The 12,281-nt window shown below is 64.8% G+C and carries 10 protein-coding genes; 1 reads left to right on the top strand and 9 read right to left on the bottom strand.

Annotation, left to right across the window (positions count from 1 at the left end; translation table 11 throughout):
* Positions 1-131: 131 nt before the first annotated feature.
* The 9 genes from panC to dksA all read right to left on the bottom strand — a co-directional run bounded on the left by panC (position 132) and on the right by dksA (position 10,893).
* Positions 132-995: a pantoate--beta-alanine ligase gene (gene panC / locus ACVWY1_RS12935; RefSeq protein WP_198754608.1), complete on the bottom strand. Its 864-nt coding sequence runs from the start codon at positions 993-995 to the stop codon at positions 132-134.
* Positions 992-1,792, bottom strand: a complete 801-nt coding sequence (panB, locus tag ACVWY1_RS12930; RefSeq protein ID WP_102683204.1) for a 3-methyl-2-oxobutanoate hydroxymethyltransferase — start codon at positions 1,790-1,792, stop codon at positions 992-994. The genes panC and panB overlap by 4 nt, the downstream gene beginning before the upstream one ends.
* Before the next feature lie 250 nt (positions 1,793-2,042).
* A complete protein-coding gene (folK, locus tag ACVWY1_RS12925; protein ID WP_111533410.1) occupies positions 2,043-2,522 on the bottom strand; it encodes a 2-amino-4-hydroxy-6-hydroxymethyldihydropteridine diphosphokinase in 480 nt (159 codons plus the stop codon).
* 2 nt (positions 2,523-2,524) lie between these two features.
* Positions 2,525-3,919 carry a polynucleotide adenylyltransferase PcnB gene (locus ACVWY1_RS12920; protein ID WP_457378377.1) on the bottom strand — a complete coding sequence of 465 codons (1,395 nt, stop codon included), beginning with the start codon at positions 3,917-3,919 and terminating at the stop codon, positions 2,525-2,527.
* A 746-nt stretch (positions 3,920-4,665) separates the two neighbouring features.
* The gene (locus ACVWY1_RS12915) at positions 4,666-6,108 is read right to left on the bottom strand and encodes a sigma-54-dependent transcriptional regulator (RefSeq protein WP_110701728.1); all 1,443 of its coding nucleotides are present in this window, start codon (positions 6,106-6,108) and stop codon (positions 4,666-4,668) included.
* Positions 6,109-6,112: 4 nt separating this feature from the next.
* Entirely contained in the window at positions 6,113-9,088 is a 2,976-nt protein-coding gene (locus ACVWY1_RS12910; RefSeq protein ID WP_172670868.1) for a sensor histidine kinase, read from the bottom strand.
* Positions 9,072-9,248, bottom strand: coding sequence for a hypothetical protein (locus ACVWY1_RS12905; protein ID WP_003250005.1), 177 nt, complete (start codon positions 9,246-9,248; stop codon positions 9,072-9,074). The genes ACVWY1_RS12910 and ACVWY1_RS12905 overlap by 17 nt, the downstream gene beginning before the upstream one ends.
* Before the next feature lie 211 nt (positions 9,249-9,459).
* Entirely contained in the window at positions 9,460-10,347 is an 888-nt protein-coding gene (gluQRS, locus tag ACVWY1_RS12900) for a tRNA glutamyl-Q(34) synthetase GluQRS (protein WP_277502136.1), read from the bottom strand.
* 99 nt (positions 10,348-10,446) lie between these two features.
* Positions 10,447-10,893, bottom strand: a complete 447-nt coding sequence (gene dksA, locus ACVWY1_RS12895) for an RNA polymerase-binding protein DksA (protein ID WP_046854085.1) — start codon at positions 10,891-10,893, stop codon at positions 10,447-10,449.
* A gap of 213 nt (positions 10,894-11,106) precedes the next feature.
* On the opposite strand from dksA, the gene ACVWY1_RS12890 reads away from it, so the two are divergent.
* The gene (locus tag ACVWY1_RS12890; protein WP_457378376.1) at positions 11,107-12,279 is read left to right on the top strand and encodes a pyridoxal phosphate-dependent aminotransferase; all 1,173 of its coding nucleotides are present in this window, start codon (positions 11,107-11,109) and stop codon (positions 12,277-12,279) included.
* Positions 12,280-12,281: the final 2 nt, after the last annotated feature.

Genomic DNA, 12,281 nt, shown 5'->3' with positions numbered 1-12,281 from the left:
AAGCTGGACATTATAGGCATTGGCGCCAAGGCGGGAATGGGGGGAGGCGGGCGGCGCGGATTAAAAATTGTCACTGACCTGATACCCAGGGCACGCGTGGGGCGACGTTGAGCCGCTCCCACGCGTCGAGCTCAGGCGGTCTGCTCTTCGAGGTGCAGATAGAGATTGTCGATCAGCCGGGTGTTGCCCAGGTAAGCTGCGGCGATCACCACCAGGTCACGGTCATCGACCTGCGCCGGGCGCAGGGTGACGGCGTGGCGTACTTCCAGGTAATCCTTACGGAACCCGGCGGCTTCGAGTTGCGCCTGGCCCTCGGCGATCAGCGCCGCGTAGTCGCGCTGGCCGCGGCGCAAGGCGTCGGCCATGGCGCTCAGCACACGGTACAGCGCCGGGGCGGCGGCACGCTGTTCTGTTGTCAGGTAGCCATTGCGCGATGACAGCGCCAGACCATCCTCGGCGCGCACAGTCGGCTCGCCGATGATCTGGATCGGCATGTTCAAGTCGCGGACCATGGCGCGGATCACCGCCAGTTGCTGGAAATCCTTCTCGCCGAACACGGCCAGGTCCGGCTGGACCATGTTGAACAGCTTGCTGACCACGGTCGCCACGCCTTCGAAGTGGCCAGGACGGCTGGCGCCGCACAGCCCTTCGGACAGTTGCGGCACGCTGACGCGGGTCTGCACGGTCATGCCATCGGGGTACATCTCCTCGACGGTCGGGGCGAACAGCAGGTGGCAGCCGGCCTGGAGCAGTTTCTCCTGGTCGGCGGCGAGGGTGCGCGGGTACTTGTCCAGGTCTTCGCCGGCGCCGAACTGCAACGGGTTGACGAAGATGCTGGCGACCACGAAGTCGGCGCGCTGGGCGGCCTTGGTCACCAGGGCGGCGTGGCCGCTGTGCAGGTTGCCCATGGTCGGCACGAAGGCGATGCGCTTGCCTTCGCCGCGGGCGCGGGCCACGGCGGCGCGCAGCTCACGGACGGTCTTGACGGTATTCATGCGCTGAACCCATGTTCGCTGCCGGGGAAGCTGACTTCCTTGACCGCGCGGACATAGGCGGCCAGGGCACTCTGGATGTCCGGCTGGCCGGCCATGAAGTTCTTCACGAACTTCGGCACGCGGCCGCTCAGCGACAGCCCGAGCATGTCGTGCAGCACCAGCACCTGGCCATCAGTGGCACTGCCGGCACCGATGCCGATCACCGGAATGCTCACGGCCTGGGAGATTTCCGCGGCCAGCTCGCTGGGTACGCACTCGAGCAACAGCATGGCCGCGCCGGACTGTTCCAGGGCGATGGCGTCGGCGCGCATCTGCCGTGCCTGGGCTTCCTGGCGCCCCTGGACCTTGTAGCCGCCCAGCACGTTGACCGTCTGCGGGGTCAGGCCCATGTGCGCGCACACCGGCACGCCGCGTTCGGCCAGCAGGCGGATGGTCTCGCCCAGCCAGGCGGCGCCTTCGATCTTGAGCATGTGGGCGCCAGCGCGCATCAGTTCGGCGGCGTTGGCGAAAGCCTGCTCGGGTGTGGCGTGGGCCATGAACGGCAGGTCGGCGAGGATCAACGCCCCATCGTTGCCGCGTTTGACGCAGGCGGTGTGGTAGGCCATGTCACGGTTGGTGACGGGCAGGGTGCTGTCATGGCCCTGCAGGACCATGCCCAGGGAGTCGCCCACCAGCAGCACTTCCACGCCGGCCTGGCTGGCTGCCTTGGCGAAGGTCGCGTCATAGCAGGTCAGCATGGTGATTTTTTCACCCTTGGCCTTCAGGCCGTGCAGGGTGGTCAGGGTTACTTCAGGCATGTAGGGGAGTCCTCGTTCAGGCGCTGTGAACAACAACTGCGTACAACGCGTGTATTCATCTTCCGGAGCGGCACATCATCGGTCGTGATGTTCGGGCACAGATCCGTCCGAGCCTAAATGGGTGATTGCGGCACAGTAGCGCCGCGGGACGCCTATAGTCGTGAGCGAGGTGGGGGAAGTCAACCAGCCGTGTTACCGCATTGTTACGGCGTGGGTGTTACTGGCGTTACCGCCGTCTGAAACGCCCGATTTACAGGCGTTCCAGGCCGACGAACGGGCAGTCCTCGAGCAGTTGCGCGAGGGGGCGGCCGTCGGCAAGGCGGAAGCTGGCGGGCACCAGCTCGGCGAGCGGGTACAGCACGAAGGGGCGGGCGTGCATGTGGTAGTGCGGCACTTTCAGGCGCGGCGCATCGATGACCTGGTCGCCGAACAGCAGCATGTCCAGGTCGAGGGTGCGTGGGCCCCAGCGCTCCTTGCGTACGCGGCCCTGGCCGTTTTCGATGGCCTGCAGGGCGTCCAGCAGGTCCAGCGGTGTCAGTGCCGTGTCGATGGCCGCCACGGCGTTGGTGTAGCGTGGCTGGCCCGGCAGCAGCGAATCGCTGGTGTAGAGCGCCGAGGCCGCCGTCAGGCGCGTCTCGGCGATCAGGTCCAGCGCCTGCAGGGCGCTGCGCAGCTGCTCGGCGGGCTCATCCAGGTTGCTGCCCAGGCCGATGTACGCACGGGTGGTCATGCTCAGTCCCACGCCTGCTCGTCGTCACGCTTGCGCTTGCCGCCACTGCGTTTGCGCTTGCGTGGGCCGGCACCGGCGCCAGCGGCGTCGTCACGGTTGCCCAGTTCGCGGATCATGTCGCGGCGCTGGCTGTCGTTGGCGTCCTGGTAGTCGGTCCACCATTGGCCCAGCCCATCGGTTTCCTCGCCGGCGCTTTCACGCAGCAGCAGGAAGTCGTAGCCGGCGCGGAAACGCGGGTTGTCGAGCAGCATGTCGGCGCGCTTGCCGCTGCGCCGTGGCAGGCGCTCCTGCATGTCCCAGATCTCGCGGATCGGCAGGGTGAAGCGCTTGGGGATGGCGATGCGTGCGCACTGTTCGGCGATCAGGTCGTGGGCCGCGCCGTTCATGGCCGGGATCGGCGGCACGCCTTGGCTCTGCAGGTACAGTACGCGGCTTGGCAGGGCTGGCCAGAGCAGCGCGGCGAACAGGAAGGCGGGTGTCACCGGCTTGCCCTGCTTGACGCGCAGGTCGGTGTTGGCCAATGCCTGGCTGATCAAGCTGTGGGTGTAGCTCGGACGTTCTTCCAAGGCATGGCTGCTGGCCGGGAACAATGGCTCGAACAGTTGCAGGTCGACCAGCATCTCGAAGGTGATCGCCCCCTGGCCGTTGAGGAACAGCTTGAGGCTTTCCTCGAACAGGCGCGCGGGTGGGATGTCGCGCAGCATCGGCGCCAGCTCGCGGATCGGCTGCACGGTGTGCTTCTCGATGCCGAAGTCCAGCTTGGCGGCGAAGCGCACGGCGCGCAGCATGCGTACCGGATCTTCCTGGTAACGGTGGGGCGGATCGCCGATCAGGCGCAGCAGCCGGTTACGGATGTCGTGGACACCGTTGGCGTAGTCGAGGATGCGCTCGCTGACCGGGTCGTAGTACAGGGCGTTGATGGTGAAGTCGCGGCGTTGCGCGTCTTCTTCCAAAGTGCCGTACACGTTGTCGCGCAGGATGCGACCGCTGGCATTGTGCGACGAACGGTGGCTATCGGACTGGTCGTCATCGGAGTGGGGCGCACGGAAGGTGGCGACCTCGATGATGTCACGGCCGAAATGCACGTGGACCAGCTTGAAGCGCCGGCCGATGATACGGGCGTTGCGGAACTCCGCGCGGATCTGCTCGGGGGTGGCGCTGGTGGCCACGTCGAAGTCCTTGGGCGTGATGCCCAGCAGCAGGTCGCGCACGCAGCCACCGACCAGGTAGGCCTGGTAACCGGCCGCCTGCAGGCGCTCGACAATGCCCACGGCATGGCGGCTGAACTGGCTGCGCTGCAGCGAGTGCTGGCTCTTGTTGATCACTTCAGGCGTGGTGCGCCTGTGGTGCTGGCCACGAACGGGCGGGCGGAACGACTGGAACAGCTTCTTCAGCATGGGATGCACTGTTTGAAGGAATGATCGGCCAAGGATAGGAGAATGGCCGCATGATGGGCGGGGATTCTAGCATTTACTGGGGGAATGGTGTAGGCGGTGTGCCAAGCGTGATGCAGAAGTGAGAAACGACATGGGGAGCCGAAGCTCCCCATCAAGTCGTTGCGTGCTCTTATTGTTCTTCTGCCGGGCTTCTTGTTTTTGTTGAATGCCCTGTCCACAAATCTCGAAGCTTGTGGACGACCCCCAAACCGGGGGTGAAGAGCAAACGGATTGCTTTGGTCGCCGAGTTGATGTTGATCTGTCGATCCAATCAGTTCAGGTGCTGCTTTTGAGTGCAGTTTTTGTTGTTCTCTGCCTGATCGTGGGGCAAGCCCCAAACACAACGCCTCTCCAAAAGAATCAGTTAGCTGCGCCTCCGCCGTCTTGTTTTTATTGTGCGTGAGCCGTTTCGTCTTGTTCTTATTCTGAGTTGCAGTGCTTGTTATTGTTCTTGTACCAGACATATAGCAGGTGCCGTGCCAACTTTTGAAAACCCAATGAAATCGGGGGTTTCAGCGCTTCAGGCAGGTTTTGCCGCGGGGCAAATGTAGAAATTTCGTTACCTTACGCCTCGGGGGATGTTACGCCCGGCAGGGTAGGTAACAGATTTTTGCGGTAACTGATGTGTTACCCCCTAACGACCGCGGGGCAAGCCTGCCCCCACGCGCTGTGGGAGCGGGCTTGCCCCGCGATGTATCCAGGCTGGATCAGTTGTCGCTGGTGGCGTTGCTCTTGCGCCGCGGGATGCCCAGGCGCTGGCGGCGTTCCCACAGGCATTTGCGGCTGACGCCCAGCTTGCGGGCCAGTTCGGTTTCGGTCATGTGGTCCTGGTGCTCGAGCACGAAGTGCTGGAAGTAATCCTCCAGCGACAGGTCCTCGGTCGGCTCATGGCTGGCGCTGTTGCTGCTGGCAAGCGCCGGCAGATTGTCCAGCATGTCGTCGTCTTCCAGGTCGCTAAGCTCGATGTCGATGCCCAGCAGGTCGGCGGAAATTTCCGCGCTTTCGCTGAGAATCACTGCGCGCTCCACCGCGTTTTCCAGCTCGCGCACGTTGCCCGGCCAGCTGTAATGGCGGATGGCTTGCTCGGCATCGTGGGAAAAATGCAGGTCGTCGCGGCCGATCCGTGCGCTCTGGCGGGCAAGGAAGGCATTGGCGATCTCGTTGACGTCGCTGCCGCGCTCGCGCAGGGCTGGCAATTTCAGGGCGATCACATGCAAGCGGTAGTACAGGTCTTCACGGAACTGCCCGGCCTTGGCCAGGTTCTTCAGGTCGCGGTGGGTGGCCGCGATCAGGCGCACGTCGACCTTCTGTGATTGCACCGAACCCACCCGGCGGATCTCGCCTTCCTGCAGCACCCGCAGCAGGCGGGCCTGGGCTTCCAGTGGCAGCTCGCCGATTTCGTCGAGGAACAAGGTGCCACCATCGGCGGCTTCGACCAGCCCCGCCCGACCCGCGCTGGCGCCGGTGAAGGCACCCTTCTCGTGGCCGAACAGTTCCGACTCGATGAGGGTTTCCGGGATCGCCGCGCAGTTCACCGAGATCATCGGTGCCTTTGCCCGGCGCGAGAGGTTGTGCAGGGCGCGGGCGACCAGCTCTTTACCGGTGCCGGACTCGCCCTGGATCAGCACATTGGAGTCGGTTGGCGCGACCTTGCGAATCTTCACGAACATGTCCTGCATCGGCGGGCAGGAGCCGATGATGCCGATCTCGCCGTTGGCGGCGGCGGGGCTGGCCTTGTCCGTGCTGGCCTTGCCATTGGCGGCCCGGGGCTCGCCGGCCGGCGCCGAGGCCGGGGCGTTCACCCGGTCGCGCAGGATACGTGCCACGGCCTGGAGCATCTCGTCGTGGTCGAAGGGCTTGGCGATGTAGTCCACCGCGCCCATTTTCATCGAGTCCACCGCCGAGCGCAGGCTGGCGTAGCTGGTCATGATCAGTACCGGCGTGCCCTGGCCGAGCTTGATCAGCTCGGTACCCGGGGCACCCGGCAGGCGCAGGTCACTGACGATCAGGTCGAAGGTGGCAATGCTGAAGCGTTCCTGGGCTTCCTGCACCGAGCCGGCTTCGCTGACCTGGTACTGGTTCCGCTCGAGCAGGCGACGCAGGGCCGAGCGGATGATGGTTTCGTCTTCGACGATCAGAATATGCGGCATTGATTCAATTCTCTCGACGGTCTCGAATTTCAGGGGACGTCGCTACGACATGCCGGGGCAGGGTCACGCGGATCCGGGTACCACGTTGGCGCTCGATGTCGGCCGGGCTGTCGATGGTGATTTGCCCATAATGCTCTTCCACGATGGAATAGACCAGAGCGAGCCCCAGTCCGGTTCCTTCGCCCGGGTCCTTGGTGGTGAAGAAGGGTTCGAACAGGCGGTCCATGATGCTTTTCGGAATACCGCTGCCTTCATCCTCGACCACCAGGTCGACGGTGTGCTCGTTGATCTCACTGCGCACGCGCACGGCGCTGCCGGGCGGCGAGGCGTCGCGGGCGTTGGAGAGCAGGTTGATCAGCACCTGGGCCAGGCGTTGCGGGTCGCCCTCGACCCAGTGTTGCGGGTCGCAGAGGTTGAAGAACTGTACTTCGAAATTGCGCCGGTTCAACGCCAGCAGACCAATGGCATCCTGCGCCACCTCGGCCAGGCACACCGGCTCCTCGCTGTTCTGCTGGCTGCCGCCGGCGTGGGCGAAGCTCATCAGCGACTGGACGATGCGCGACACGCGCTTGGTCTGCTCGAGGATCTGGCTGGACAGCTCGATGATCTCGCCGTCGCCCTCGCGTTCTTCGCGCAGGTTCTGCGCCAGGCAAGCGATGCCGGTGATCGGGTTGCCGATCTCGTGGGCCACGCCCGCGGCGAGGCGGCCGATGCTGGCCAGGCGCTCGGAATGCACCAGCTTGTCCTCCAGCGCCTGGGTCTCGGTGAGGTCCTCGACCAGCAGCACCAGGCCGCTGTTGCCCGGGGCCAGCGGCTCGTCGATGGCCGCCTTGTGCAGGTTCAGCCAGCGCGGCTGGCCATCGAGGACCAGGCGCTGCTTGTGCAGGTGTTCGTCGGGCACGTTGATGAAGCCTTGCAGCAGGCCGCGCCAGGGTTCGGCGATGGTCACCAGGCGCGAGCCGACCACATGCTTGGCGGCGATGCCGGTGAGCTCCTCCATCGCCTTGTTCCACATCAGGATCTCCTGGTCCTTGGCCAGCGAGCACACGCCCATGGGCAGTTCCTGCAGGGTCTGGCGGTGATAGCGGCGCAGGGCGTCGAGTTCGGCGGCAAGGCCGGTCAGGCGCGAGTGATAGTCCTCGAGGCGGCTCTCGATGAAGTGGATGTCCTCGGTGACGTAGTTCTCGTTGCCGGACTTGTAAGGCAGGAAGGTCTCGACCATGTCCTGTGCCACGCTCGGCCCCATCAGGCCGGACAGGTTGGCCTCGATGCGGTCGCGCAGGCGCCGCAGGGCATAGGGGCGGCGCTCGTCGAAGGGCAGGTAGAGGTCGCGCAGGGCCTGCTCCACCTCTTTTTGCGCAGCCTTGGCGCCCAGCGGCTTGGCCAGCTGGGTGGCGAACTCCTGGGGCGAGGCGGCATGCAGTTCGCGGCGTTGCGGGCGACGCACGTTGTCCACCGCGCAGGCCTCGGCGGCGCTGACCTCTTCGCTGCTGGCATTGGTGAACAGCGAAATCAGGGTGAACAGCAGGACGTTGGCCGCAAGCGAGGCGATGGCCGCCATGTGCCAGCTGGTGTCGTCCAGCACGTAGATCATGTCCAGCAACGGGATGTAGAAGCCCTGCAGGTTGCCCAGCAGCGGCAGCAGCATGGTCACCATCCACACCAGCATGCCGGCCAGCAGGCCGGCGATGAACCCTCGTCGGTTGGCGGTCGGCCAGTACAGCACCGAAAGCACCCCGGGCAGGAACTGCAAGGTGGCGACGAAGGCGACGATGCCCAGGTTGGCCAGGCTCTGGTGGTTGTTCTGGGTGAGGTAGAAGACGAAGCCGGCGGTGATGATGGCGACGATCAGCGCCCGGCGGGTCCACTTCAGCCAGCGGTAGATATTGCCTTCGGCCGGCGGCTGGTACAGCGGCAGCACCAGGTGGTTCAAGGCCATGCCCGACAGCGCCAGGGTGGTGACGATGATCAGCCCGCTGGCGGCCGACAAGCCACCGACATAGGCCAGCAGCGCCAGCGCTTCGTTGTTGGCGGCGATGCCCAGGCCCAGGGTGAAGTACTCGGGGTTGGTGCTGGCGCCCAGGCGCAGGCCGGCCCACAGCACCAGCGGCACGGCCAGGCTCATCAGCAGCAGGAACAGCGGCAGGCCCCAGCTGGCGCTGACCAGTGAGCGCGGGCTGAGGTTTTCGGTGAAGGCCATGTGGTACATGTGCGGCATGACGATCGCCGAGGCGAAGAACACCAGCAGCAGGGTGCGCCAGGGGCCTTCCTGCAACGGCGTGTGCAAGGCGGCGAGGGCGGTCTGGTTCTGCAGCAGCCAGACTTCCAGCCCATGCGGGCCACCGAACACGCCGTACAGCGCATAAAGGCCGATACCGCCCAGCGCCAACAGCTTGATCACCGACTCGAAGGCGATGGCGAACACCAGGCCTTCGTGTTTTTCGCGGGTGGCGATATGGCGTGAGCCGAAGAAGATGGTGAACAGGATGATCAGCACGCAGAAGGCGAACGCCACCCGCGCCTTGACCGGCTCGCCGGTGAGGATGCTGATCGAATCGGCCACCGCCTGGATCTGCAGGGCCAGCAGGGGCAGCACGCCGATCAGCATGAAGATGGTGGTCAGCGCGCCGGCCCAGGTGCTGCGAAAGCGAAACGCCAGCAGGTCGGCCAGTGACGACAGCTGGTAGGTGCGGGTGATCTTGAGGATCGGATAGAGCAGTACCGGGGCCAGCAGGAAGGCCCCGGACACCCCCAGGTAACAGGCAAGGAAGCCGTAGCCATATTGATAGGCCAGGCCGACCGAGCCATAGAAGGCCCAGGCACTGGCGTAGACGCCCAGCGACAAGGTGTAGGTCAGGGGGTGGCGAATGATCGCCCGCGGGATCAGCCCGCGCTCGCTGATCCAGGCCACGCTGAACAGCACCAGCAGGTAGGCGGCGCTGATCAGGATCATCTGGGTCAGGCTAAAGCTCATCGGCATCTCGTTGGCTCTGCAGGATGAAGGTGACGACGATGAGGATCAGCCAGAGCAGGTAGGGACGGTACCAGGCACCGGTCGGCTCGATCCACCAGTCCATGATGGCGGGGGAGAACAGGTAGATCCCCACCACCAGAAGCAGGACCAAACGATAGATGTACATGCTGGCCTCGATGGGTTGGGCGCTGCGGTTTGGACTTATTATTGGCGCAAATGGCTGGGGCGATGCTAGCGGGAATCGGGGCTGTTAGCCAAGGGTTTGAATTTGTTGGGCTTTTGAGCCTGGTTTTGCTTGTTCTGGCCCTATCGCAGGGCAAGCCCGCGAAGTGGATTGCGTGGGAGCGGGCTTGCCCCGCGATAGGGCAGCTACTGCCTCAGCGCAAATCAGCCTCGGGCACCGTCATCTGCCGCGCAATGTGCTCCGGCCGCCACTGCTGGCGCGCCACCGCCAGCACCTCGGCCGGGCTGGCCCCCGCCAGTGCCGGATCGGTCTGCTGCCCCAATGCCCGCAATGCTCGCAGCAGCAACGGCGTCGCCTGGTCCGCCTCAAGTGGCGGCGAGCGATACGACTTGCCCAGCTTGTGCCCGTCGGGCTGCACGATCAATGGAATGTGCAGGTAACGCGGCTGCGAGAACCCCAGCAGCTCCTGCAGGTACAACTGGCGGGGCGTGTTGTCCAGCAGGTCGGCGCCGCGCACGATGTCGGTGACGCCCTGCCACGCATCGTCCAGTATCACCGCCAACTGGTAGGCATAGAGCCCGTCGCGGCGCTGGATGACGAAGTCGCCCACCTCGCGCCCCAGGTGCTGTTCGAACGTACCCTGGACGCGATCCGTGAAGCGGTAGATCAGTTCCGGCACGCGCAGGCGAATGGCCGCGTCTTGCCGGGGATGCCCGGCGTTACGGCAAAAGCCTGGGTAGATACCGTCGTACCCTTCCAGTTGCTTGCGCGAACAGGTGCAGGCATAGGCCAGGCCCATGCTGAACAAACGGTCGACCACGGCGGCATAGGCCTCGTGGCGCTGGCTCTGGAACACCACTTCGCCGTCCCATTCCAGGCCGTAGCGCTCCAAGGTCTGCAGGATCGCATCGCGTGCCCCAGGCATTTCCCGGGGCGGGTCGGTGTCTTCCATGCGCAGTAACCAGCGGCCATCGACCGCGCGGGCGTCGAGCCAGGAGGCGAGGGCGGCCACCAGCGAGCCGAAGTGCAGAAAGCCGCTGGGGGTGGGGGCGAAGCGGCCGATGTAGCGGGAGTCGTTCATGGATTGCACAGCTATATAAATGAAGACGGGGCGTACCGATTGCAGGAGCGGGCAAGCCCGCCTCCACAACCAGTACGCCCCGTCTGCGAGGTTCTGGAATCAGCCTTTACCGACAGTCTTTTCCTTCTTCTCGGCAATTTCCTTGCAGTCGAAGCACAGGTCGGCGGTCGGACGGGCTTCGAGGCGACGCAGGCCGATCTCGATGCCACAGGAGTCGCACCAGCCGTACTCTTCGTCCTGAATCTTCTGCAGGGTCTTGTCGATCTTCTTGATCAGCTTACGCTCACGATCGCGGTTGCGCAGTTCCAGGGCGAACTCTTCTTCCTGGCTGGCACGGTCAGCCGGGTCTGGGAAGTTGGCTGCCTCGTCCTTCATGTGCGTCACGGTCTGGTCCACGCTCGTCATCAACTCAAGCTTCCATGCTCCCAGAAGCTTGGTGAAGTGCTTGCGCATGGGCTCCCCCATGTACTCTTCGCCCTTGGTTTCTTTATAGGGCTCTACACCGTACATGGACTGACTGGTTTTTTGCTTTTCTACGGTGGACATGAATAGACCGCCTCTCACTCATCTGATCCAATGCGCAGGCTTGCTTCCATCGCCGGCACCCGCCGGCCCTGCGACTGCGAGCCGCCGAACTTACCAGATAGATCCGGGGTGCGCTACCCCGCCCTATGCCTGCTATTGACAGCAGGGCGGGCGGCACGTTCGCTGCGGTGCACAGGTAGAATCACCAGTTTAGACCCAATTGAGAGAAGGCCCATGGCTCAGCCACACAGTGCGCGCAGTCGCGCCATCGAACCCTTCCACGTGATGGCCCTGCTGGCGCGCGCCAACGAGCTGCAGGCTGCGGGCCATGACGTGATCCACCTGGAGATCGGCGAGCCGGACTTCACCACCGCCGCGCCGATCGTCGCCGCGGGCCAGCGGGCACTGGCCGATGGTCACACCCGTTACACCGCAGCCCGCGGGCTGCCGCAACTGCGTGAAGCGATTGCCGGGTTCTATGGCCAACGCTACGGTGTGGACCTCGACCCCGAGCGCGTGCTCATCACCCCAGGCGGTTCCGGCGCGCTGCTGCTGGCCAGCAGCCTGCTGGTCGATCCGGGCAAGCACTGGCTGCTGGCCGATCCGGGCTACCCGTGCAACCGCCACTTCCTGCGCCTGGTCGAAGGCGGCGCGCAGCTGGTGCCGGTGGGGCCGGAGGTCAATTACCAGCTGACCGCCGATCTGGTCGAGCGTCACTGGGACAAGGACACGGTAGGTGCCCTGGTGGCGTCGCCGGCCAACCCGACCGGCACGGTGCTCGACCGTAACGAGCTGGCCAGCCTTTCCAAGGCTACCCGCGAGCGCAATGGGCATCTGGTGGTGGACGAGATCTACCACGGCCTCACCTACGGCATGGATGCGCCAAGCGTGCTGGAAGTCGACGATGAGGCCTTTGTCCTGAACAGTTTTTCCAAATATTTTGGCATGACCGGCTGGCGCCTGGGCTGGCTGGTGGCGCCGCCGTCGGCGGTGGCGGACCTGGAAAAGCTGGCGCAGAACCTCTACATCAGTGCTCCGAGCATGGCCCAGCATGCCGCACTGGCCTGCTTCGAGCCGCAAACCCTGGCCATCCTCGAGGAGCGCCGCGCCGAGTTTGCCCGCCGCCGCGACTACCTGTTGCCGGCGTTGCGCGAGTTGGGCTTCGGCATCGCCGTGGAGCCGCAAGGCGCCTTCTATCTGTACGCCGATATCAGCGCGTTCGGCGGCGATGCCTTCGCGTTCTGCAGGCACTTCCTCGAAACCGAGCACCTGGCATTCACCCCGGGGCTGGACTTCGGTCGTTACCAGGCCGGCCACCACGTGCGCTTTGCCTACACCCAGAACCTGCCACGTCTGGAGGAGGCGGTGCAGCGCATCGCCCGTGGCCTGAAAAGCTGGCAGGGCTGACG

Source organism: Pseudomonas sp. TE6288 (assembly GCF_054062095.1).
This window is presented reverse-complemented; position numbering and strand designations above follow the sequence as displayed.